Raw genomic sequence first — 23,563 nt, 5'->3', positions numbered from 1 at the left:
TTCACGCGTCGAGCGTGAACCAGACTGCGGCGAGCGGCGGCAGGGTGAACGACGCCGAGGCCGGACGCCCGGCCCAAGGTGCATCGGTCGCGTCGACCCCGCCGAGGTTGCCGACGCCCGAGCCGCCGAACTCCGCGGCATCCGAGTTCAGCACCTCGCGCCAGTGGCCGGCAGACGGCAGGCCGAGCCGGAATCCCTCGTGCGGCACGCCCGCGAAGTTGACGATGCAGAGCAGCGGCCGTCGATCGCGGTCGTAGCGCAGGAATGCGATCGCGTTCTCGGCGGCGGCTCCGCCCTCGACCCATTCGAATCCGGCCGCGTCGTCGTCGAGCTGCCAGAGCGCCGCGGTCGCGCGATACGTGCGGTTCAGCGCACCGACGAACTCCGCGAGCTGGCGGTGCGAGGGCTGGTCGAGGATCCACCAGTCGAGTCCGCGTTCTTCGCTCCATTCCGAGAGCTGCCCGAACTCCTGCCCCATGAAGAGCAGCTGCTTGCCGGGGTGCGCCCACATGTACGAGAGATAGGCGCGGACGTTCGCCAGCTGCTGCCAGTGGTCGCCCGGCATCTTGCGGATGAGCGAGCCCTTGCCGTGCACGACCTCGTCGTGGCTGATCGGCAACACGAAGTGCTCGCTGAACGCGTAGAGGAACGAGAACGTCAGGTCGTGGTGGTGGTGGGCGCGGTACATGGGGTCTTTCGAGATGTACTGCAGCGTGTCGTGCATCCAGCCCATGTTCCACTTGAAGCCGAAGCCGAGCCCGCCTGTCGAGGTCGGCGCGGTGACGCCGGGCCAGCTCGTCGACTCCTCGGCGATCATGACGATGCCGGGGTTGCGCTTGTAGGCCGTGGCGGTGGCCTCCTGCAGGAACGCGATGGCCTCGAGGTGCTCTCGGCCGCCGTGCACGTTCGGCAGCCAGCCGCCCTCCTCGCGGGAGTAGTCGAGGTAGAGCATCGAGGCGACCGCGTCGACCCGCAGCCCGTCGACGTGCATCTCCTCGAGCCAGAACAGCGCGTTCGCGACGAGGAAGTTGCGCACGCGCGGGTTGCCGAAGTCGAACACGTAGGTGCCCCAGTCGAGCTGCTCGCCGCGGCGCGGGTCGGCGTGCTCGTAGAGCGGCTCGCCGTCGAAGCGGGCGAGCGCCCAGTCGTCTTTCGGGAAGTGCCCGGGCACCCAGTCCATGATCACGCCGATGCCGGCACGGTGCAGCCGGTCGATCAGGTACTTCAGGTCGTCGGGGCTCCCGAATCGGGAGGTCACGGCGTAGTAGCCGGTGACCTGGTAGCCCCATGAGCCGCCGAACGGATGCTCCGCAAGGGGCATGAACTCCACGTGCGTGTAGCCCAGCCAGTCGAGGTATTCGATGAGCTCGTCGGCCACGTCGCGGTACCCACGGCCGGGCCGCCATGAGCCGAGGTGCAGCTCGTAGACGCTCATCGGGTGGTCGTGGGGATTCGTGCGCGCGCGTCGTGACATCCACTCGCCGTCGTGCCATTCATGCGAGCTCACGCTGACGATCGATGCCGTGGCCGGGGCGATCTCGGCCTGCCGGGCCATGGGGTCGGCCTTCATGCGCCACTCGCCCTCGCCTGTGAGCAACTCGAACTTGTAGACCGTGCCGGGCTCGAGGTCGGGGATGAAGAGCTCCCAGATGCCGGAGCCGCCCATGCTGCGCATGGCATGTGCCGCGCCGTCCCAGCGGTTGAAGTCGCCCACGACGCGAACGGCGCGGGCCCGGGGCGCCCAGACGGTGAACGCGGTGCCGCGAACACCGCCGCCCGGGCCCCAGTGCTCGCGATGCTGCGCGCCGAGCACCTGCCAGAGCTGCTCGTGCCGGCCCTCGCCGATGAGGTGCAGGTCGAGCTCGCCGATCGTCGGAGCGAATCGGTAGGGGTCGTCGCTCGTCCACTCGTCGTCGCCGTAGCGGGCACGGACGCGGTAGTCGACAGGTCCGAAAGCGCCCGCGCCGGCCCAGACACCATGACCGACGTGTGCGAGCGGCAGCGCGGTGCCGTCGTGGAAGAGTGCCTCGACCGTGTCGGCGAGTGGGCGCCGCGTGCGGATCACGGTGTGCGCGACCGAGCTGCCCTGCAGCTCGAACCCGTGCTGGCCGAGCACCGAGTGCGGATCGGAATGGCGGCCGGCAGCGATCGCGGCGAGCACGTCGTCGGCGATGGCCGGGCCCGTGGTGGGCGTCGTGTCAGGCATTCGGTGCTCGCACGACGTGCAGGATGTGCGCCGGACGCGTGAAGGCGTCGAGCCTCACGTAGTTCGCGTCGCCCCATTCCCAGCGGTGGCCGGTCACGAGATCTTCGACCTCGAAGCGGATGCCGGGCGTGAGCCCGATGGCGGCGAGGTCGAGGTGCACGGTGGTCTCCCTGACGGAGTGGGGGTCGACGTTGGCGACGACGATGATCGTGTCGTCGACGCCGTCGGCGGTGAAGCGTCCCTCGAGGTGCTTCGAGTAGACGAGCACCGCGTCGTCGTCGCTCGCATGGAAGCGGATGTTCCGCAGCTGCCCGAGCGCGGGGTGCGCGTTGCGGATGGCGTTGAGGATGCCGAGGTACAGCGCGAGCGAGCGGCCCTCGACCTGCTCGGCGGCGGCGAAGTCGCGGGGCTTGTACTCGTACTTCTCGTTGTCGATCGCCTCTTCGGCACCGGGCCGTGCCACCGACTCGAAGAGCTCGAATCCCGAGTACACGCCCCACGTCGGCGCCGCCGTCGCGGCGATGGTTGCGCGCACGGTGAACGCGGCCGGCCCGCCGAACTGGAGGTACTCGGTGAGGATGTCGGGCGTGTTCACGAACAGGTTCGGCCGCATGAAATCGGCGGTCTCCTGCGACACCGAGGTGAGGAACTCCTCGAGTTCCTCTTTGGTGTTGCGCCACGTGAAGTACGAGTACGACTGCTGGAAGCCGACCATCGCGAGCGCCTGCATCATCGCCGGGCGGGTGAACGCCTCGGCGAGGAAGACGACGCCGGGGTGCTCGGCATTCAGGGCGGCGATGAGCCGCTCCCAGAACTGCAGGGGCTTCGTGTGCGGATTGTCGACGCGGAAGATCGTCACGCCCTGCGCGATCCAGTGATGCACGATGCGCAGTACCTCGTCGTGGAGCCCCTCGGGATCGTCGTCGAAGTTCACCGGGTAGATGTCCTGGTACTTCTTCGGCGGGTTCTCGGCGAAGCGGATGGTGCCGTCGGGCAGTTGCGTGAACCACTCCGGATGCTCGGCCACCCACGGGTGATCGGGGGAGGCCTGCAGTGCGAGGTCGAGTGCGATCTCGATGCCGAGGGCCGAAGCGCGGCGCACGAACGCGCGGAAGTCGGCGAGCGTGCCGAGGTCGGGATGCACCGCGTCGTGGCCGCCCGCGGCACCGCCGATCGCCCATGGCGAGCCGGGATCGTTCGGCCCGGCGTCGAGCGTGTTGTTGCGCCCCTTGCGATTGGTGAGCCCGATCGGGTGGATCGGCGGCAGGTAGACGACGTCGAAGCCCATTGCGGCGACGGCGTCGAGGCGCTTGGCGGCCGTGCGGAACGTGCCCGACTTCCAGCTGCCGTCCTTCAGCTGTTTCGCGCCCTCGGAGCGGGGGAAGAACTCGTACCAGGAGCCGACTCCGGCACGGCGACGCTCGACGAGGATCTCGTGCTCGGGCGAGTCGGTCGCGAGCCGCGCGAGCGGCCGCTCGAGGAACTCGTCGAGCGAGGGGTCGTCGATGAGCACGCGGCGGTCGGCGACGGATGCCGCGGTCTCACGCAACGCGGCGGCGATCGCGGTGAGCCGCTTGCGTGCGGCGAGCGGGCGGGTCTTCTCTGCGACCGCCCGGTCGAGCAGGCGGGCGCCGATCTCGAACATCAGCTCGGCGTCGACGCCGGCATCGACCTTGAGTGCGGCGTCGTGCCGCCAGGTGGCGACCTCGTCGTCGAAGCCGGTGACGTGCCAGTGCCAGACACCGGTCTCGCCGAGGAGCACCTTCGCCTCCCACCGGTCGGTGCCTGCCGCCAGCGGGGACATCCGCTCGCTCAGCACCGTGCCCGACGGCGAGGTGAGCACGAGCATCGCGCCGACCTGGTCGTGTCCCTCGCGGAAGACGGTCGCGCGAAAGGGCACGACCTCGCCCTCGTATGCCTTCGGTCGCCATCGCGGGTCGGGCAGGGCGGGGGTGACCCGCGTCACGGGGATCCGGCCGGCCAGCACTGGATGGGTGGTCACCATCCGACCGTAGCGCGGATTCGCCCGCTCGTCGTGGCCGCGACGCGCCGCGACCCGTTGCGATCCGTTCGGGCGAGGGGTCTTGACTTCGCATCGCAGGTCTGCGACGTTCCTCACAGGAACGAGCGCGACGCGGTTGCCGCAGCGAGCACCGCCTCGCATGGACGGGGGTTCATGATGACGGCGGATTCCGACGCGTCCGACGGGTCCCGGCCCCGGCCTCGGCCTCGGCGGACGCCCAGGCGGCCGGCCTCGAGCCTGGCCGAGCGGTGGACCACGATCGACGACCTCGACGTGTTCTACCGGGAGTCACCGGTGCCGCCCGACGCGCCGGTGATGATGCACATCCACGGCTTCGGCCTCTCGGGCCGCTACCTCCTGCCGACGGCCGAGCGGCTCGCCGAGGAGTTCCACACCCTGGTTCCCGACCTCCCGGGGTTCGGTCGCAGCGCGAAAGCCGCCGCCCTCCTCGACGTGCCCGACCTCGCACATTCCGCAGCGAGGTTCCTCGACGACCGCGGCGTCGCGTCGGCCACCCTGGTCGGCAACTCGATGGGATGCCCCGTCATCCTCGAATTCGCGCACCACTATCCCGAACGCCTCGATCGCGCGATCCTCGTCTCACCGGCGGGCGGACTCCACAACCAGCCGCTGCGCCGGGCGGTCGGACAACTCGCTCGTGACGGCGGCCGTGAGCCACCTCGCATGGCACGCGTGGCGACGCCTGACTATCTCCGATTCGGAGTGCCCAGCACGTTCAAGATGTTCCGGGCGCTCACGCAGTACCCGACACTCGAGCGATTGCTCGAGCTGCAGATTCCGACGCTGGTCGTCATCGGCGACCGGGATCCGCTGATGCCCGGACCCGCGCGCGTGAAGGAGGTCGCCAGCCAGACCGACAACCACGTGCTGCTCGTCATGATCGAGGGCGCGGCGCACGCGATCAACTTCAGCCATCCGGGCGAGCTGTCCCACCTCATCCGGCTGTTCATGGCCGACGAGCCCATCATCGACGACCCCGACTCGCCGGGCCACTCCCGGCTGCACGAGATCCACCGGGGCCCGAAGCATCCGCCGCCGAAGGGCCGCTGAGGAGCCGTTCACATTTCCGACATCCGCGCCGCTTAGGGTGGAGCGCGTGAAGCCGATCCGCAAGTTCACCGTCCGTGCCGTCGTCCCCGGTTCGCTCAGCGCGCTTGACGAGCTCGCGGCCAACCTCCGGTGGTCGTGGCATGAGCCGACGCGCCGCCTCTTCGAGCACATCGACCCCGAGCTGTGGCGCAGTTCGCAGCGCGACCCCGTGGCGTTCCTGGGCGAGGTCGACCCCGCGAGGCTCTCCGAGCTCGCCGCAGACGGCGGGTACGTCGAGTGGGCCGAGCGCGAGCGGGCGAGCCTTCGCGAGTACCTCTCCGAGCCGCGCTGGTTCCAGTCGCTCGGCGCCGAGACGCCCAGGACGATCGCGTACTTCTCGCCCGAGTTCGGCATCACCGCGGCGCTGCCGCAGTACTCGGGCGGGCTCGGCATCCTCGCGGGCGACCACCTGAAGGCGGCATCCGACCTCGGCGTGCCGATCGTCGGGGTCGGCCTGTTCTACAAGGCGGGGTACTTCTCGCAATCGATCTCGCCCGACGGCTGGCAGCAGGAGCGCTATCCGGTGCTCGACCCCGACGGTCTGCCACTCTCGGTGCTGCGCGGGGCCGACGGCACCCCGGTGCAGGTCACCCTCGCCCTGCCCGGCGATGCCAGCCTGCATGCCCGGGTGTGGAAGGCGTCGGTCGGCCGCATCACCCTGCTGATGCTCGACACCGATATCCCGGCGAACGCCGACGAGCTGCGCTCCGTCACCGACCGCCTCTACGGCGGCGGCGGGGAGCATCGGCTCCTGCAGGAGCTCCTGCTCGGCATCGGCGGCGTCCGCGCCGTTCGCGCGTTCACCGAGCTCTCCGGCACGCCGGCGCCCGACGTCTTCCACATGAACGAAGGGCACGCCGGATTCCTCGGGCTCGAGCGCATCGCGACGTACATCGGCGAAGGACTCACGTTCGCCGAGTCGCTGCAGCTCGTGCGTGCGGGCACCGTGTTCACCACGCACACGCCCGTGCCGGCCGGCATCGACCGGTTCGACCGGGCGCTCGTCGAGCGCTATCTCTCGAGCTCGCTGCTGCCCGGAGTCGATCCTGCCGACGCGCTCGCGCTCGGCGTCGAGCCCGGCGCCGATCCGGCCACGAGTGCGTTCAACATGGCTGTCATGGGACTCCGGCTGGCCCAGCACGCGAACGGGGTGTCGAAGCTGCACGGGCAGGTGAGCCGGCGCATGTTCGGCGATCTCTGGCCCGGATTCGACGCCGACGAGGTGCCGATCACGTCGATCACGAACGGCGTGCACGCGCCGACCTGGACCGACCCCGCCCTGCTCGGCATCGCCGAGGAGACACTCGGCACGGGCGACACCGAGCACGCCGACTGGCGCAGCCCCGCGCTCTCCGATGGCGAGTTCTGGGGTGTGAAGCGGCGCATGCGCCTCCAGCTCGTCGAAGACGCACGACGCCGCCTCGCGGCGTCCTGGGCTGAGCAGCACCCCGGCTCCGCCGTGCCGCAGTGGATCTCCCAGGTGCTCGACCCCGACACGCTGACCGTCGGCTTCGCGCGGCGTGTGCCGACCTACAAGCGACTCACCCTCATGCTGCAGGATCCCGAGCGGCTGACCGCCATCCTCACGAACCCGGAACGGCCCGTGCAGCTCGTGATCGCGGGCAAGTCGCATCCGGCCGACGACGAGGGCAAGCGACTCATCCAGCAGCTCGTGCAGTTCGCGCAGCAGTCCGAGCTGCGTGAGCGCATCGTCTTCCTGCCCGACTACGACATGGGCATGGCCGAGATCCTCTACCCCGGATGCGACGTGTGGCTGAACAACCCGCTGCGCCCCCTCGAGGCGTGCGGCACCTCGGGCATGAAGGCCGCGATGAACGGGGCGCTGAACCTGTCGATCCTCGACGGCTGGTGGGCCGAGTACGCCGGCGACGACTACGGCTGGGTCATCCCCTCAGCCGATTCCGCGGGCGATGCCGGCGAGCGCGACGCCCTCGAGGCGGCCGCGCTCTACGACGTGCTCGAGCATCGGGTCGCCCCTCGCTACTACGAGCGCGACGGCGACGGGGTCCCGGCCGAGTGGGTGCGTCGTGTTCGGCAGACGCTCGCGACGCTCGTCCCCGAGCTCGGCGCCGACCGCATGGTGCGCGAGTACGTCGAACGCCTCTACCGGCCGGCGGCCGAGCACGCGAGCCGCGTCATCGCCGACGGCGCTCGCGGCGCACGCGAGCTCGCCGCCTGGTCGGCGAAGGTCCGCGCCGCGTGGCCCGGCGTGCACGTCGTGCACGTCGAGTCCGGCGGCGTCGAGGCCCCGCACGTCGGCGACGAGCTGCACCTGCGCGCCCACGTCGAGCTCGACGGGCTCGCCCCCGACGACGTGACGGTCGAGGTGGTCTACGGTCGCAGCCGATCCGGCGACGTCATCGATGCGGCACGGCAGGCGGCGCTCCACCCGACGACGGATGCCGGGGCCGGTGCGTCGACCGGGCCGGCCCTGTACACGGGCACCGTGGTGCTCGACCGGGCGGGCGCGTTCGGGTACACGGTGCGCGTCGTGCCGCGGCATCCGCTGCTCCTGTCGACCGCCGAGCTCGGGCTCGTCGCGACGGCGGGCTGACCGGGCCGCGTCAGCGGGCGCGGGCGATCGGGGCGTACCGCCCGCCCGTGGCGACGAGCAGGTCATCGGGTGCGAGCTCGAGGTCGAGTCCGCGCCGCCCGCCCGACACGAGGATCGTCTCGCACAGGATCGCGGACTCGTCGAGCACGGTCGGCAGCGCTGTCTTCTGGCCGATGGGGCTGATGCCGCCGACGACGTAGCCCGTCTTGCGCTCGGCCACGCGGGGATCGGCCATCTCGGCCCGCTTGCCGCCGACGGCGGCGGCCAGCGCCTTCAGGTCGAGCTGCAGTGCGACGGGCACGATGCCGACCGCGAGCTCGCCGTCGACGTCGGCCAGGAGCGTCTTGAAGACGCGCTCGGGTTCGACGCCGAGCTTCTCGGCGGCCTCGAGGCCGTAGGCCGCCGCCCGCGGATCGTGCTCGTACGCGCGGGCCGTGAAGGCGACGCCGGCCCGCGCGAGGGCGAGGGTCGCCGGCGTCGCCGCCGAGGCATCCGCGCGTTTCGTCACGCTGCCGACCCGAGGGCACGGAACAGGCGCATCGACGGCCCGATCACGGAGATGCGCTCACCGGGTGCGAACTCGTCGCCGGTGGGCTCGGCCGGTGCCTCGTCGGCGGAGTCCCAGAGCAGCGTGTAGCCGGTCACGCCGGCGTGCTGTGGCAGCACGACCTCGGTCTCGGACTCGTGCGCATGCACGACCAGGAGGATGCGGTTGAACTCCTCGAACTCGGGGGTCGACGCGGCGAGGTACTGCAGCGTGCGCTCGGCGGGGGAGTTCCAGTCATCGATCGTCATCGTGCCGCCGTCGGCGTTGAACCAGTCCATCTGCGACGCGTTCGGCGTCGGCTCGCCGAAGACGCCGAAGCGCACGGGTCGCAACGCCGGGTTCTCGGCGCGAATGCGGATCAGGTGCCGCGCGGTCGCGAGCAGGTCGGGCGCGGAGCGCGGGCGCTGCCCGGCGTCCCACGCCAGCCACGTGAGCGAGGAGTCGTGGCAGTACGCGTTGTTGTTGCCGCGCTGGCTGCGGCCGAACTCGTCGCCCGCCGTGAGCATCGGCACGCCGGCCGAGAGCAGCAGGGTGCCGAGCAGGTTCCGGATGCTCCGCCGGCGCGCCGCCCGGATGACGGGGTCGGCCGCCTGGCCCTCGATCCCGTGATTGAACGAGTTGTTGGAGTCGGTGCCGTCGCGGTTCTGCTCGCCGTTGCCCTGATTGTGCTTCACGTCGTAGGAAGTGAGGTCGGCGAGCGTGAAGCCGTCGTGGGCGGTGACGAAGTTGAGGCTGGCAAGCGGCCCCCGCTCGTTCGAGAAGGTGTTCGCGGAACCCGCGAGGCGCGTCGCGAATCGGCCGATGCCGCTGCCGGCCGAGCCCGTCTGTCGTTCGCGTCGCAGGTCGCCGAGCCAGAAGTCGCGCATGCGGTCGCGGTAGCGGTCGTTCCACTCGCTGAAGCCGCGCGGGAAATTGCCGGTCTGCCATCCGTCGGGGCCGACGTCCCACGGCTCGGCGATGAGCTTCGACGCGCCGAGCACGGGGTCGTCGAGCATGGTCTGGAGCAGGGAGTGCTCGGGGGTGTAACGCCCGTGGTCGTCACGGCCGAGCGTTGCGGCGAGGTCGAGGCGGAACCCGTCGACCTGGAGCTCCTCGGCGAAGTAGCGCATCGAGTCGAGCACGAGTCGTTGCGTGACCTCGCGGCCGAAGTCGAGCGTGTTGCCGCAGCCGGTGGTGTCGACATAGCGACCGTGCGCGTCGTGCCGGTAGTAGGCGGCATTGTCGATGCCGCGGAACGAGAAGGTCGGCCCCTCACGGCCCTCTTCGGCGGTGTGGTTGTAGACGACGTCGAGCACGACCTCGAGTCCGGCTTCGTGGAGCCGGCGCACCATGCCGGCGAACTCGCGCCGCACCGCGGCTGCTCCATCCGCTTGCGCGGCGGCCGAGGCGTAGGGAGCGTGGGCGGCGAAGAACGCGAGCGTGTTGTAGCCCCAGTAGTTGAGCTTGCCCTGTCGCACGAGCCGTTCTTCGGAGACGAACGCGTGCACCGGCAGCAGCTCGATCGTCGTCACTCCGAGGCTCGTGAGGTACTCGAGCGATGCGTCGTGGGCGAGGCCGGCGTAGGTTCCGCGCAGGCGCTCGGGAATCGCCGGGTTCAGCTTGGAGAACCCGCGCAGGTGCGCCTCGTAGACGACCGTGTGGTCGAGCGGCACGCGGGGCTTCGCCACGCCGCCCCAATCGAACGCGGTCTCGGCGAGCGGCGCGAGGGCGACCCCGCGCCATGACCCGTCGTCGGCGCGGGAGAGCCCCCGCGCGTACGGGTCGAGCAGCGTGTGCACGGGATTGAACGCGTGATCGGCGCCGGTCGGCCCGTCGACCCGCAGGCCGTAGTGCGCGCCGGGCACGAGCGCCGCCGACGATCCCTGCCAGACGCCGTGCTCATCGCGCACGAGCGGCGTTCGCTCGATCGCCCAGTCGAGGTCGTCGGCGTCGAAGACGACGAGGTCGATCGCGCTCGCATGCTCCGACCAGACACGGAGCTCACCGCCGTCGACCCCGACGCGGACGCCGAGGTCGCGGAGGGGATCGGGCGCAGACATGCGATCTACAGTAGTTCGTGGAGGCGACACCGCCTGAGAGCGCGGACACGCGCGTCGGAGCAGAGCGAGGGGAGTGCACATGGTCTACCTCGACCACGCCGCGACGACCCCGATGCGGCCCGAGGCGATCGACGCGCTCACCGCCGCGCTCGCCGTGGTCGGAAACCCCGCCTCGATCCACAGCGCGGGCCAACGGGCCAAGCGGCTCCTCGAGGAGTCCCGCGAGGTCATCGCCGCGACCCTCGGTGCCGACGGCATCGAGATCGTCTTCACGGGCAGCGGCACCGAGGCCGTGAACCTCGCCGTCAAGGGCATCTGGTGGCAGCGGCAGTCGGATGCCCCGCGCCCACGCCTGCTCGTGCCCGCGGGCGAGCATCACGCCACCATCGACACGGTCGAGTGGCTGTCGCACCACGAGGGCGCGCTCGTCGAGGAGCTCCCCGTCGACGAGCTCGGCCGTGTGCGGCTCGACGCGCTCGAGGCGGCGCTGGCCGACGCGGCATCCGTCGCCCTCGTCACGATGCTCTGGGCCAACAACGAGGTCGGCACGGTGCAGCCCGTCGAGGAGGTCGCGCGGCTCACCGCCAGGGCGGGCGTGCCCCTGCACCTCGATGCGATCGCGGCCTACGGCCAGCTGCCCATCGACTTCCACGGGTTGCGAACGGCGACGGATGCCCCGCGGGGCGCCGGTCCCGTCGCCCTCAGCGTCTCCGCCCACAAGATCGGCGGCCCCGCCGGCATCGGTGCGCTCGTGCTCGATCGCTCGGCTGCCGTCGAACCGCTCATCCACGGCGGCGGGCAGCAGCGCAAGGTCCGCTCCGGAACTCAAGACGTGGCCGCTGCGGCATCGTTCGCGGCCGCGGCATCCGCCATCGATTCGCGGCTCGAAGCCGACGCCGAGCGCATGTCGGAGCTGCGCGACCGCCTCATCGCGCGCGCGCTCACCGCCGTGCCCGAGGCCCGGCTCTCGGGCGACCCCGACCCGTCCGGCCGGCTGCCCGGCAACGCGCACTTCTCGTTCGCCGGGTGCGAGGGCGACTCGCTCCTCTTCCTGCTCGACGCGGCCGGGGTCTCGGTGTCGACAGGATCGGCGTGCCAGGCGGGCGTGCCCGAGCCCTCGCACGTGCTCATGGCGATGGGCCGCAGCGAGGCCGATGCCCGCGGAGCGCTCCGCATCACGATCGGCCACTCCTCGACCGACGCCGACGTCGATGCGTTCCTCGCCGCGCTGCCGGCCGCCTACGCGCAGGCCTCGAAGGCGGGACTCGCGGCGCGGGCCACCTCGTTCGACCGCTGACGCCCGCGCGCGGCATCCGTTCAGGCAGCCCTGCCTACACTGGAGGGGTGAAGGTTCTCGCAGCGATGAGCGGCGGCGTCGACAGCGCCGTCGCGGCCGCGCGCGCCATCGACGCGGGCCACGAGGTCGTCGGCGTGCACCTCGCGCTCAGCCGCATGCCCGGCACCCTCCGCACCGGCAGCCGCGGCTGCTGCACCATCGAGGACTCGATGGACGCGCAGCGCGCGGCCAACGTGCTCGGCATCCCGTACTACGTGTGGGACTTCTCCGAGCGCTTCAAGGCCGACATCGTCGACGACTTCATCGCCGAGTACTCGGCCGGCCGCACGCCGAACCCCTGCATGCGCTGCAACGAGCGCATCAAGTTCGCCGCACTCCTCGAGAAGGCGCTCGCGCTCGGCTTCGACGCGGTCGCGACCGGCCACTACGCCTCGATCGTGACGGATGCCGCGGGCAACCGCGAGCTCCACCGCGCGAGCGCCTGGGCGAAAGACCAGAGCTACGTGCTCGGCGTGCTCACCGCTGCGCAGCTCGAGCACGCGTACTTCCCGCTCGGCGACACCCCGTCGAAGCAGCTCGTGCGTGAAGAGGCCGCCCGGCGCGGCCTCTCGGTCGCGCAGAAGCCCGATTCGCACGACATCTGCTTCATCCCCGACGGCGACACGAAGGGCTGGCTCGCCGAGCGCGTCGGCGTCGAGACGGGTGACATCGTCGACCGCTCCGGTGCGGTCGTCGGCGCCCACGAGGGTGCGCACGCCTACACCGTCGGCCAGCGCCGCGGCCTCCACCTCGGTACCCCGGCGCCCGACGGGCGACCCCGCTTCGTGCTCGAGGTGCGGCCGAAGGAGAACACCCGTCGTCGTCGGACCGAAGGAGGCGCTCGCCATCGGCGAGATCGCCGGGTCGCGCTACACGTGGGCAGGGCAGCCTCCCGCCGACCCCACGACGCCGTTCGCGTGCGAGGTGCAGATCCGCGCACACGCCGACCCCGTGCCGGCCGTGGCGGTCGTCGCCGGCGGCGAGCTCGTGGTCACCCCGGAGCATCCGCTCGACGGAGTCGCTCCTGGCCAGACGGCCGTCGTCTACGTCGGCACCCGCGTGCTCGGCCAGTGCACCATCGACCGCACGGTGAGCGCCGTGCCGGTCGACGCCTGACCGCACCCCCCGTCGAGGGCGCCCGTCGCCGCCTGTCAAGCCCCTGCGGGCTCGGCGCACGCGCGCGTAGATTTCGTGCACGCGCCGCGAAGCGCGCCGAAGCAGTGCCTGACGAGGAGGAATCACCGTGACAACTCCAAGAGACCCGGCCGACCGATACGACGATCGGCCGCCGGCAGATGCCTACACGGACCGGCCGGCCGAACCGGTCGCCGCCCGTGACCCGCGGGTCGTGCCCGCAGACGACCGGCGGGTCGTGCCCGCGGACGACCGGGCCGTTCCCGCGGAACGTGTCGTGGCCGCCGAGCGTGGCGACGTCAGGGATGGCGTGGTCGAGCGGCAGCGCGAGCAGTTCGGCGGTGTCAAGATCGGCTCTGCGTTCTTCGGGTGGCTGACCGCGACCGGCATGGGAGTGCTGCTGACCGCGCTCCTCGCCGCGACCGGCGCTGCAATCGGGCTCGGCGTCATCGAGGACCCGGAGGCCGCCGCCGAGGAGGCCGCTCAGAACCCCGAGACGGTCGGATGGGTCGGCGGCATCGCCCTGCTCGTCATCCTCTTCGTCGCGTACTGGTGCGGCGGGTACGTGGCCGGCCGCATGGCCCGCTTCAACGGGATGCTCCAGGGCATCGCGGTCTGGGTGTGGGCGATCGTCATCGCGATCGTCGTCGCGCTCGTGAGCCTCGCCTTGGGCGACCAGTTCGACATCCTGGTCGATCTCAACGCCTTCCCGCGCATTCCCCTGAGCGAGGGCGAGCTGACGACGGCGGGCATCATCACCGCGGTGATCGTCGCCCTCGCGAGCCTCGGCGGCGCCATCCTCGGCGGGATGGCCGGCACCCGGTACCACCGCCGGGTCGACCTCGCCGGAGTGGCTGCCTGACAGCGACCGCCACCACGCGAAGACCCTCGACGGCTGAAGCCGTCGCGGGTCTTCGACACGCCGCAGCGTCGGCGGGCAGTCGCGGGCAGCAGGTTTGCCCGCGACGCGTGCGATCAGAGCGGGACCGCGTCGGCGGTCGTCCCTAGAATTGGCACGTGGACGACAGACTTGGGCAAGCCGACGACGACATCGACCAGGGCATCAGCCTGGCCGACGCGGCCGACGAGGTCGAGCGCCTCACGATCCGCATCAACGAGGCACGCGATGCGTACTACGAGCGCGACACCGTCATCATCTCCGACGCCGAGTACGACGAGCTCATGCATCGGCTCGAGGCGCTCGAGCGGTCGTATCCGCAGCTGCAGAGCCAAGACAGCCCCACCCTCACGGTCGGTGGCCGCGGCGAGACGACGCTGTTCGCCCCGGTCGAGCACGCCGAGCGCATGCTCAGCCTCGACAACGTGTTCTCGGCCGACGAGCTCGCCGAGTGGGCGAGGCGGGCCGAGGCGGCCGCCGGGCGCCCCGTGCACTGGCTCTGCGAGCTCAAGATCGACGGCCTGGCGCTGAACCTCCGCTACGAGCACGGTCGACTCGTCACCGCCGCGACCCGCGGCGACGGACGCGTCGGTGAAGACGTCACCGAGAACATGCGGTACATCCCGTCGATCCCCACGAGACTCGCGGGCACCGGGCATCCGCCCCTCGTCGAGGTTCGGGGCGAGGTCTTCTTCCCGGTCGCGGCCTTCAACGAGCTCAACGCCAACCAGGCGGCCGCCGGCGAACGCGAGTTCGCGAACCCCCGCAACGCCGCGAGCGGATCCCTCCGCCAGAAGGCCGAGAGCAAGAATGCGGCACAGCTCGCGCTCATGCGCGACCGCCTCGGTCGCCTCCGCATGCTCGTGCACGGCATCGGTGCCTGGTCGAACCCGCCGGTCAGCTCGCAGTCCGAGATCTACGAACTGCTCGCGAGCTGGGGGCTCCCCACGAGCTCGCACTTCCGCGTGCTCGACTCGGTCGCCGGGGTTCAAGAGTTCGTCGCCTTCCACGGCGAGCACCGCCACGATGTCGAACACGAGATCGACGGCATCGTCGTCAAGATCGACGAGCTCGCGCTCCACGACGAGCTCGGTGCGACGAGCCGGGCACCGCGGTGGGCGATCGCCTACAAGTACCCGCCCGAGCAGGTCAACACCAAGCTGCTCGACGTCGTCGTGAGCGTCGGCCGCACCGGCCGGGCCACTCCGTTCGCCGTCATGGAGCCGGTGCGAGTCGCCGGCTCGGTCGTCCGCCAGGCGACGCTGCACAACCAAGACGTCGTGAAGGCCAAGGGCGTGCTCATCGGCGACACCGTCGTGCTGCGCAAGGCCGGTGACGTCATCCCCGAGGTGCTCGGTCCGGTCGTCGAACTCCGCGACGGCAGCGAGCGGGCGTTCGTGATGCCGACCGAGTGCCCCGAGTGCGGCACGCCGCTGCGCCCCATGAAAGAGGGCGACATCGACCTGCGGTGTCCCAACGCCAAGAGCTGCCCGGCGCAGGTCCGCGGCCGCGTCGAGCACATCGGCTCTCGTGGCGCGCTCGACGTGGAGGCGCTCGGCGAGGTCTCGGCGGCCGCGCTCACGCACCCCGCGGTGCCAGAGGTCCCGCCGCTTCCGACCGAAGCCGGGCTCTTCGAGCTCACCGTCGCCGAGCTGTTCCCGATCGAGGTCGTCGTGCGCGACATCGAGACCGGCCTGCCCCGCCTCGAAGACGACGGCACCCCGGTCTACCGGGCACCGTTCCGCCGCAATCGCAAGCGCAGCGGCAGAGATGCCGACCCGTCGTTCGATCCCGATTCCGCCGAGTTCACCGGCGACGAGACGCAAGTGCCGTCGAAGGCCGCATACGAACTCATCGCGAACCTCGAGCTCGCGAAGACGAAGCCGCTGTGGCGCATCCTCGTCTCGCTCAACATCCGTCACGTCGGGCCGGTCGCGGCGCGCGCGCTCGCCGATCACTTCGGCTCGCTCGAGGCGATCCGTGCGGCGAGCCCCGCCGAGCTCGCCGAGGTCGACGGCGTCGGGCCGACCATCGTCGAGTCGGTTGGCGAATGGTTCGACGTCGACTGGCATCGCGAGATCATCGAGCGGTGGGCCGCCTCCGGCGTGCAGTTCGCCACGCCTGGGCACCCCGGACCCGGTGCCGCGGCCGCGGCGGGCGGCGTGCTCGCGGGGCTCACGATCGTCGCGACCGGGTCGCTCGACGGATACAGCCGCGAAGGCGCGCAAGAGGCCATCATCGCGGCGGGCGGCAAGGCCGCGTCGAGCGTCTCGAAGAACACCGATTTCGTCGCGGCGGGGCCGGGTGCCGGGTCGAAGCTCGCGAAGGCCGAGGCGCTCGGCATCCGGGTGCTCGATGCGGCGCAGTTCGCCGTGCTCGTCACCCGCGGTCCGGCCGCACTCGACGAGTAGGCGCACGGCCACACGATGATCAGACCGGCGGGGGCCGGTGAATGGGGGAGACATGGCGGAAGCGAGCGAGAGGTCTGGCACATCCGACGGCGGCGCAGGGGGGTCGACGCGCCGCGACTTCCTGAAGCTCGGTGGCGCGGCGGCGGCCGGTGCGGTCGTGGCCGGCGGCGCCGGTGCTGCGGCGGGCGGCGCGATCGGGCACTCGATCGGATTCGCCGAGGGAACTGAAGACTTCGCCGCCCTCACTCCGCGCGAGAAGGCCGGATTCGACCATCTCGTCGTCGTCATGGGCGAGAACCGCTCGTTCGACAACCTGCTCGGCTGGCTGTACACCGACAAGAACCTGCCCGACGACCAGAGCTTCGACGGGCTGGCGTTCGGGCCGTACTCGAATGCCGCGCCCGATGGCACGGTCGTCGAGGCGCATGTCTACGACGGCGCCACCGACGAGATCATGGGCCGGCCGAATCCCGACCCCGGCGAAGAGTACCCGCACGTCAACACCCAGCTGTTCGGCACCATCCGGCCGCCCGGCAACGCCGACCTGTTCGTCGAGGCCATGGAGGCCCCGTACAACGCTCCAGCGCTCGGCGACTCGCCCACGATGCAGGGCTTCCTCACCGACTACGTGGTCAACTACCGGCGACTGAACAAGGGCACGGCGCCCACGACCGCCGAGGCCCGCCAGATCATGGGCTCGTTCTCGCCCGAGATGCTGCCGGTGCTGTCGACGCTCGCGAGGAACTTCGCGGTCTACGACGCGTGGCATTGCGCGGTGCCGTCGCAGACCTTCTGCAACCGCTCGTTCTTCCACGCCTCGACCTCGCACGGATTCGTGACCAACAAGCACGGCGGCGGCTACCGCAAGTGGCTCGACGCCGATCCGTCGCCGACGATCTTCAACCGGCTCGAAGAGGCCGGGCTCGACTGGCGCATCTACTTCGACGAGCTGCAGCTCGTCTCCTTCACGGGCGTGCTGCACGCGCCGGTGCTCGAGCAGTACTGGCGCACCGATCACTTCGCGACAATGGATCGATTCCACGACGACGTGCGTACCGGCAAGCTTCCCGCGTACTCCTTCATCGAACCGCGCATGACGTACAACCACAACGACTTCCACCCGCCCGTGGGCAGGCTCCGGGAGTCGACCGTCGACGGAGCCGTGGTCATCGACAGCGCGGTTTCCGACGTGCGCGCCGGCGAGGCGCTGATCCACGAGATCTACTCGGCCATCAAGGCGAGCGCCACCGACGGCGGTTCCAACGCCCTCAACACGATGCTCCTCATCACCTTCGACGAGCACGGCGGCACCTTCGATCACGTCGCGCCGCCCTCGGCGACGCCGCCCCGCGTGGACGCGCAGCCGGGCGAGATGGGGTTCACGTTCGACCGGTTGGGATGCCGCGTGCCGGCCATCGCCGTCTCGGCCTACACCCGCGCCGGCACCGTCATCAACGACACCATGCACCACGGCTCGGTCATCGCGACTCTCACGCGGCTGCACGGGCTCAAGCCGCTCACGCGGCGCGACGCCGGGGCGAACGAGATGTTCAATGCCGTCAACCTGGACGCACCGCGGCATCCGATCACGTGGCCCTCGACCGTGCCGCAGTACCTCCCGCCGAACCCGCAGAGCGAGGCGCCGCATCCGGGGCATGCGCACAAGGACAAGCCGCTGAGCCCACCCGCGCGCGGACTCCTCGGGCTGCTGCTCGCGAAGTACGGCACCGCCGGCGAGCCCGAGCCCGAGACGTACGCCGACGCCTACGAACTGCTGCACCGCCACGGCATCGGGCTCTTCGGCGCTCCCCGATAGAATCGGTGCATCCCCACCCCGAGACGACGGAGCAGCATGTCTGAAATCAGTGCGGAGCAGGTCGCGCATCTCGCGAACCTCGCCCGCATCGCGCTCACCGAGGAAGAGATCGAGCACCTCACCAAGGAGCTCGGCCAGATCATGCAGGCCGTCGAGCAGGTCAACCAGGTGGCCACTCCCGACGTCCCGCCGACGAGCCACCCCATCCCCATGCAGAACGTGTTCCGCGACGACGTCGTGGGCAACACGTTGACGGCCGAAGAGGCCCTCGCGGGCGCTCCCGAGTCCGACGGCTCGCGGTTCGTGGTCTCGGCGATCCTGGGGGAGGAGCAGTGAGCGAGCACCTCATCCGGCTGACCGCCTCCGAGCTCGGCGCGCGCCTCGCGGCCGGCGACGTTTCGTCGGTCGAGGCGACCCGCGCACACCTCGACCGCATCGCCGCGGTCGACGGCGCCGTGCACGCGTTCCTCCACGTCGAAGGCGAGCGTGCCATCGAGTCTGCCGCCGAGATCGATCGCCGCCGTGCGGCGGGTGACGAGCTCGGCCCGCTCGCCGGCGTGCCGATCGCCATCAAAGACGTGCTCGTCACGAAGGGCATGCCCTCGACGGCCGGCTCACGCATCCTCGAGGGCTGGATCCCGCCGTACGACGCGACGCCGGTGCGCAAGATCCGTGAGGCGGGGCTCATCCCGCTCGGCAAGACGAACATGGACGAGTTCGCGATGGGCTCCTCGACCGAGCACTCCGCCTACGGCCCCACCTACAACCCATGGGACCTCGAGCGCATCCCCGGCGGTTCGGGCGGCGGCTCCGCGGCATCCGTCGCCGCCTTCGAGGCGCCGCTCGCGCTCGGCAGCGACACGGGCGGCTCGATCCGCCAGCCCGCGCACGTCACCGGCACCGTCGGCGTGAAGCCGACGTACGGCGCGGTGAGCCGCTACGGCTCGATCGCGCTGGCGTCCTCCCTCGACCAGATCGGCCCCGTCACGCGCACCGTTCTCGACGCGGCCCTCTTGCACGACGTGATCGCCGGGCACGACCCGCTCGACTCCACGTCGATCCCCGAGCCGTGGCCGTCGATGGCCGAGGCGGTCAGGCGGGCGGATGTCTCGGGCCTGCGCATCGGCGTCGTGAAGGAGCTCGACTCCGACGGCTTCCAGGCGGGCGTGCGCTCGCGATTCCACGAAGCGCTCGCGCTCCTCGAGCAGCACGGTGCCGAGATCGTCGAGGTGAGCGCGCCGAACTTCGAGTACGCGATCGCGGCGTATTACTTGATCTTGCCCGCCGAGGCGTCGTCGAACCTCGCGAAGTTCGACTCGGTGCGCTTCGGCCTCCGGGTCACGCCCGAAGGCGGCGGCACGGTCGAGCAGGTCATGTCGGCCTCGCGTGAGGCCGGCTTCGGCCCCGAGGTGAAGCGCCGCATCATCCTCGGCACCTATGCCCTCTCGGCGGGCTACTACGACGCCTACTACGGCAGCGCCCAGAAGGTGCGCACGCTCGTGCAGCGCGACTTCGACGCGGCCTTCACGAAGGTCGACGTGCTGGCCACCCCGACCGCGCCGACCACCGCGTTCAAGCTCGGCGAGAAGCTCGACGACCCCCTCGCGATGTACCTCAACGACGTCGCGACGATTCCCGCGAACCTCGCGGGGGTTCCGGGCATCGCGGTGCCGGCGGGCCTCGCGCCCGAAGACGGGCTGCCGGTCGGCATCCAGTTCCTCGCCCCGGCTCGCGCCGACGCGCGTCTCTACAACGTCGGCGGCGCCCTCGAGCAGCTGCTCCTCGCCCAGTGGGGTGGGCCGCTGCTCGACCGGGCACCCGACCTCTCCCGCCACGAGCTCACCGCGACCGAGGAAGGCGCACTCTGATGGCGCGCGCAGAACTGATGGACTTCGACCAGGCGCTCGAGCTCTTCGAGCCGGTCATCGGGCTCGAGGTGCACGTCGAGCTCAACACCAAGACGAAGATGTTCTCGGCCGCGCCGAACCCCGCGAACTCGGAGTTCCACGTCGCCGAGCCGAACACACTCATCACCCCCGTGTGCCTCGGACTTCCCGGCTCGTTGCCCGTCGTCAACGGCCAGGCCGTGCAGTACTCGATCAGCCTCGGCCTCGCGCTCGGCTGCTCGATCGCACCGTCGAGCCGTTTCGCGCGCAAGAACTACTTCTATCCCGACCTCGCGAAGAACTACCAGATCTCGCAGTACGACGAGCCCATCGCGTTCGACGGGTCCGTCGAGGTCGAGCTCGAGAACGGTCGCACCTTCACGGTGCCGATCGAGCGCGCCCACATGGAAGAAGACGCCGGCAAGCTCACCCACGTCGGCGGGTCGACCGGCCGCATCCAGGGTGCCGAGTACTCGCTCGTCGACTACAACCGCGCGGGCGTGCCCCTCGTCGAGATCGTCACGCGACCCATCTTCGGGGGCGAAGCGGATGCCCCGGCGCTCGCTCGCGCGTACGTGTCGACGATCCGCGACATCGTGCTCTCGCTCGGCATCTCCGAGGCGCGCATGGAGCGGGGCAACCTCCGGTGCGACGCGAACGTCTCGCTCCGTCCTCGCGGGCAGGAGAAGCTCGGCACTCGCACCGAGACGAAGAACGTGAACTCCATGCGCTCGGTCGAGCGCGCGGTGCGCTACGAGATCCAGCGTCAGGCGGCCATCCTCGCCAAGGGCGCCACGATCACGCAAGAGACGAGGCACTGGCACGAAGACACCGGCACGACGAGCGCCGGGCGACCGAAGTCCGACGCCGACGACTACCGGTACTTCCCCGAGCCCGACCTGCTGCCCGTCGTGCCCACGCCCGAGCTCATCGAGAAGCTCCGTGCCGCGTTGCCCGAGCCGCCGGCGGTGCGCCGTCGTCGGCTCAAGGGGGAATGGGGCTTCACCGATCTCGAGTTCCAGGACGTCGCGAACTCGGGCCTGCTCATCGAGGTCGCCGAGACGGTCGCAGCCGGCGCATCACCTGCAGCCGCCCGCAAGTGGTGGACCGGTGAGATCGCCCGGCTCGCGAACGCGAGCGATCAGGATGCCACCGGCCTCGTGTCGCCCGTGCACGTGGCCGAGCTCGCGCAGCTCGTCGACGCCGGCACGCTCACCGACCGGCTCGCCCGGCAGGTGCTCGAAGGCGTCATCGCCGGCGAGGGCTCGCCCGCGCAGGTCGTCGAGTCCCGCGGACTCGCGGTCGTCTCCGACGACGGCGCGCTCATCGCGGCGATCGACGATGCGCTCGCCGCTCAGCCCGACGTGCTCGCCAAGATCCGTGACGGCAAGGTGCAGGCTGCCGGCGCCGTCATCGGTGCGGTGATGAAGGCGATGCACGGCAAGGCCGATGCCGCACGGGTGCGCGAGCTGGTGCTCGAGCGCGCGTCGGGTGACGGCGCCTAGCGGCATCCGCGCCATTCACAGCATGCTCAATGCTGTCGGCCATAGATTGGTCGTCCGCTGAGCGAGAGATGAGCACATCATGGGCTTCCTGGACCGACTGTTCGGTGGTTCCGACGAGCGCGACGCGCAGCCGGCACGTCCGGTTCCGCCTGCACGAACGCTGAGCGACGACGAGCTCGCGATCGAGCGCTACCGGTACCTGCTGCGCACCGCACCTCCCGAGTCGATCGAGGCTGTGCACGCCGAGGCGTTCGCGAAGCTCACTCCCGAGCAGCGTGCCGAGGTCTACCGTTCGCTCGCCGAGCAGGCGCCTCCCGGTGAGCGCATCGTGTCCGACGAGCCGGCCGCGCTCGCCCGTGCAGCGACGCGTGCCGAGATCCGGTCGCCCGGCACGATGGAGCGCGCCTTCGGCGGCGCGAACGCCGCGAACGGCCGTGGCAACGCGGGCGGTCCGTCGATGGGGTCGATGTTCGCCGGCTCGATGCTCGGCACGATCGCCGGTGTCGTGGTCGGCTCCGCGCTCGCGCAGGCGCTGCTGCCCGATGTCGGCTCGTCCGATGCGGGCGCCGAGGGCGGCGATGCCGGCACGGATGCCACGGGCGACGCGGGCTCGGCCGATGCGTCGGGTGCCGACGCGGGCGGCTACGACGGTGGCGGTGACTTCGGTGGTGGCGACTTCGGCGGTGGTGGCGACTTCGGATTCTGAGCCGACCCCGCCTGCTTCGATGACAGCGGTACCGGCTAGGGTCACAGCATGAGCAAGCAGGACGGCTCGTCGCGCCACGTCACGACCGGCCCGGTCGACGATTCGGCGACTCCCATCCTGCACGTCGACATGGACGCGTTCTTCGTGTCCGTCGAGTTGCTGAAGCGCCCAGAACTGCGCGGCAAGCCGGTGCTTGTCGGGGGCACTGCCGGGCGCGGCGTGGTCGCTGCGGCCAGTTACGAGGCCCGACGCTTCGGCGTGAACTCCGCGATGCCCATGTCCACCGCGTTGCAGCGCTGTCCGAACGCGGTCGTGCTCCGGGGCGACTACTCGCAGTACGCCAGGTACTCCAAGCAGGTCATGACGATCTTCGAAGAGCTCACTCCGCTCGTCGAACCGCTCTCGATCGACGAGGCCTTCCTCGATGTGTCGGGTGCGAGACGCCTGCACGGCAGCCCGGCAGAGATCGCCTGGACGATCCGCCGGCGCGTGCAGGCCGAGACGGGGCTCACCTGCTCCATCGGCGTCGCGGCCACGAAGTACGTTGCGAAGGTCGCCTCCAGTCGAGCGAAGCCCGATGGCATGCTGGTCGTTCCCGCCGCCGACACCATTGCGTTCCTGCACCCGTTGCCGGTCTCCGCCTTGTGGGGGGTCGGGCGGGTCACCGAGGAGTCCCTTCTCCGGCTCGGTCTCCGCACGATCGGCGACGTCGCCGCGATGCCGCACGATGCACTCGAACGCGCGGTCGGTCCGGCGCTCGCCTCGAAGCTCGAGCGGCTCGCGAACGGCATCGACCCGCGCGACGTGCACACCACCCGTGTCGAGAAGAGCATCGGGCACGAGAACACCTTCGGCTACGACCTCACCGATCCCCAAGAGATCCGACGCGAACTCCTTCGACTCTCCGACAACGTCGCCGTGCGGCTGCGCAAGGCCGGACTCGTGGGCCGCACGGTCGTGCTGAAGCTCCGGTACGGCGACTTCCGCACGGTCACTCGGTCGCGCACGCTGGGCGAGCCCACCGATGTCGCGCGGCGCATCTACGACGAGGCATCCGAGGCGCTCAGCGAGCTGATCGGCGACGGTGAGCGGGTGCGACTGATCGGTGTTCGCGCCGAGCACCTCCGTGTCTCAGGCTCCGGGGCCCTGCTCTGGGACCCCGATGAGGAGTGGCGCGAGGCCGAGCGCACGATCGATGAGGTCACGGCCAAGTTCGGCAAGGGGGCGATCCGTCCGGCCACCCTCGTGCGCCGAAGCCACGATGGTCGCGCCCAACGCGCAGATGATGCCCCGAAGCCTCCCGAGGGCGACAGCGACGCAGAGACCGCCGCTGCCGGCTGGGGCTGGTAGACCGCGGCGTCCGCGAGTAGC

General features: G+C 70.7%; 15 protein-coding genes and 1 pseudogene. 12 read left to right on the top strand and 4 right to left on the bottom strand.

Translation table 11 applies throughout. The features are described 5' to 3' along the window. Window position 1 precedes the first annotated feature (1 nt). Together glgB and QFZ26_RS00830 are read right to left on the bottom strand one after the other, a co-directional pair. Window positions 2–2,206 (bottom strand): 1,4-alpha-glucan branching protein GlgB, encoded by a 2,205-nt coding sequence (glgB, locus tag QFZ26_RS00835; RefSeq protein WP_307038593.1) that lies wholly within the window; start codon window positions 2,204–2,206, stop codon window positions 2–4. After that, complete coding sequence (locus QFZ26_RS00830; protein ID WP_373460663.1) at window positions 2,199–4,211, bottom strand: alpha-1,4-glucan--maltose-1-phosphate maltosyltransferase; 2,013 nt, start codon at window positions 4,209–4,211, stop codon at window positions 2,199–2,201. The genes glgB and QFZ26_RS00830 overlap by 8 nt, the downstream gene beginning before the upstream one ends. Window positions 4,212–4,382: 171 nt before the next feature. Here QFZ26_RS00830 and QFZ26_RS00825 point away from each other — a divergent pair, with 171 nt between their 5' ends. Together QFZ26_RS00825 and glgP are read left to right on the top strand one after the other, a co-directional pair. Then, window positions 4,383–5,300: an alpha/beta fold hydrolase gene (locus QFZ26_RS00825; RefSeq protein ID WP_307038591.1), complete on the top strand. Its 918-nt coding sequence runs from the start codon at window positions 4,383–4,385 to the stop codon at window positions 5,298–5,300. 46 nt (window positions 5,301–5,346) lie between these two features. After that, on the top strand, window positions 5,347–7,914 hold the full coding sequence (gene glgP / locus QFZ26_RS00820; RefSeq protein ID WP_307038590.1) for an alpha-glucan family phosphorylase: 2,568 nt from the start codon (window positions 5,347–5,349) through the stop codon (window positions 7,912–7,914). Between the two features lie 10 nt (window positions 7,915–7,924). Here the strand turns inward: glgP and ybaK are convergent, their stop codons facing one another. Then, window positions 7,925–8,422 (bottom strand): Cys-tRNA(Pro) deacylase, encoded by a 498-nt coding sequence (gene ybaK / locus QFZ26_RS00815; protein WP_307038589.1) that lies wholly within the window; start codon window positions 8,420–8,422, stop codon window positions 7,925–7,927. Next, window positions 8,419–10,500, bottom strand: a complete 2,082-nt coding sequence (glgX, locus tag QFZ26_RS00810) for a glycogen debranching protein GlgX (protein ID WP_307038588.1) — start codon at window positions 10,498–10,500, stop codon at window positions 8,419–8,421. Before glgX ends, ybaK begins: the two co-directional genes overlap by 4 nt. 79 nt (window positions 10,501–10,579) lie before the next feature. Between glgX and QFZ26_RS00805 the strand changes: the two genes are divergently transcribed. From QFZ26_RS00805 to QFZ26_RS00760, 10 genes and pseudogenes are all read left to right on the top strand, one after another. Further along, a complete protein-coding gene (locus QFZ26_RS00805) occupies window positions 10,580–11,797 on the top strand; it encodes a cysteine desulfurase family protein (RefSeq protein ID WP_307038587.1) in 1,218 nt (405 codons plus the stop codon). A gap of 47 nt (window positions 11,798–11,844) precedes the next feature. Next, window positions 11,845–12,952 (top strand): annotated as a pseudogene (gene mnmA / locus QFZ26_RS00800) (tRNA 2-thiouridine(34) synthase MnmA). A gap of 127 nt (window positions 12,953–13,079) precedes the next feature. Then, a complete protein-coding gene (locus QFZ26_RS00795; protein WP_307038586.1) occupies window positions 13,080–13,832 on the top strand; it encodes a YrzE family protein in 753 nt (250 codons plus the stop codon). 155 nt (window positions 13,833–13,987) lie between these two features. Next, window positions 13,988–16,279, top strand: a complete 2,292-nt coding sequence (gene ligA / locus QFZ26_RS00790) for an NAD-dependent DNA ligase LigA (protein WP_307038585.1) — start codon at window positions 13,988–13,990, stop codon at window positions 16,277–16,279. Window positions 16,280–16,331: 52 nt separating this feature from the next. Then, window positions 16,332–18,095, top strand: a complete 1,764-nt coding sequence (locus QFZ26_RS00785; protein WP_307038584.1) for an alkaline phosphatase family protein — start codon at window positions 16,332–16,334, stop codon at window positions 18,093–18,095. Window positions 18,096–18,131: 36 nt separating this feature from the next. Continuing rightward, the gene (gene gatC, locus QFZ26_RS00780; RefSeq protein ID WP_307038583.1) at window positions 18,132–18,431 is read left to right on the top strand and encodes an Asp-tRNA(Asn)/Glu-tRNA(Gln) amidotransferase subunit GatC; all 300 of its coding nucleotides are present in this window, start codon (window positions 18,132–18,134) and stop codon (window positions 18,429–18,431) included. Further along, entirely contained in the window at window positions 18,428–19,963 is a 1,536-nt protein-coding gene (gatA, locus tag QFZ26_RS00775) for an Asp-tRNA(Asn)/Glu-tRNA(Gln) amidotransferase subunit GatA (RefSeq protein WP_307038582.1), read from the top strand. The genes gatC and gatA overlap by 4 nt, the downstream gene beginning before the upstream one ends. Beyond that, window positions 19,963–21,486, top strand: a complete 1,524-nt coding sequence (gene gatB / locus QFZ26_RS00770) for an Asp-tRNA(Asn)/Glu-tRNA(Gln) amidotransferase subunit GatB (protein WP_307038581.1) — start codon at window positions 19,963–19,965, stop codon at window positions 21,484–21,486. The genes gatA and gatB overlap by 1 nt, the downstream gene beginning before the upstream one ends. A gap of 79 nt (window positions 21,487–21,565) precedes the next feature. Next, window positions 21,566–22,192, top strand: a complete 627-nt coding sequence (locus tag QFZ26_RS00765; RefSeq protein ID WP_307038580.1) for a hypothetical protein — start codon at window positions 21,566–21,568, stop codon at window positions 22,190–22,192. 48 nt (window positions 22,193–22,240) lie between these two features. Continuing rightward, window positions 22,241–23,542, top strand: coding sequence for a DNA polymerase IV (locus QFZ26_RS00760; protein WP_307038579.1), 1,302 nt, complete (start codon window positions 22,241–22,243; stop codon window positions 23,540–23,542). The last annotated feature ends 21 nt before the right edge of the window (window positions 23,543–23,563 follow it).

It is taken from the genome of Agromyces ramosus, assembly GCF_030817175.1.
In the GTDB taxonomy this organism is placed as follows: Bacteria; Actinomycetota; Actinomycetes; order Actinomycetales; family Microbacteriaceae; genus Agromyces; species Agromyces ramosus_A.
Note: the sequence above shows the minus strand (reverse complement) of the source record. Positions and strands in the feature narration are given on the sequence as shown.

Coding starts and splice junctions, on each gene's coding strand:
- glgX (WP_307038588.1), bottom strand. CDS start 10,500: ATGTCTGCGCCCGATCCCCTCCGCGACCTCGGCGTCCGCGTCGGGGTC.
- QFZ26_RS00765 (WP_307038580.1), top strand. CDS start 21,566: ATGGGCTTCCTGGACCGACTGTTCGGTGGTTCCGACGAGCGCGACGCG.
- QFZ26_RS00825 (WP_307038591.1), top strand. CDS start 4,383: ATGATGACGGCGGATTCCGACGCGTCCGACGGGTCCCGGCCCCGGCCT.
- glgB (WP_307038593.1), bottom strand. CDS start 2,206: ATGCCTGACACGACGCCCACCACGGGCCCGGCCATCGCCGACGACGTG.
- gatB (WP_307038581.1), top strand. CDS start 19,963: ATGGCGCGCGCAGAACTGATGGACTTCGACCAGGCGCTCGAGCTCTTC.
- QFZ26_RS00760 (WP_307038579.1), top strand. CDS start 22,241: ATGAGCAAGCAGGACGGCTCGTCGCGCCACGTCACGACCGGCCCGGTC.
- QFZ26_RS00805 (WP_307038587.1), top strand. CDS start 10,580: ATGGTCTACCTCGACCACGCCGCGACGACCCCGATGCGGCCCGAGGCG.
- gatC (WP_307038583.1), top strand. CDS start 18,132: ATGTCTGAAATCAGTGCGGAGCAGGTCGCGCATCTCGCGAACCTCGCC.
- QFZ26_RS00785 (WP_307038584.1), top strand. CDS start 16,332: ATGGCGGAAGCGAGCGAGAGGTCTGGCACATCCGACGGCGGCGCAGGG.
- QFZ26_RS00830 (WP_373460663.1), bottom strand. CDS start 4,211: ATGGTGACCACCCATCCAGTGCTGGCCGGCCGGATCCCCGTGACGCGG.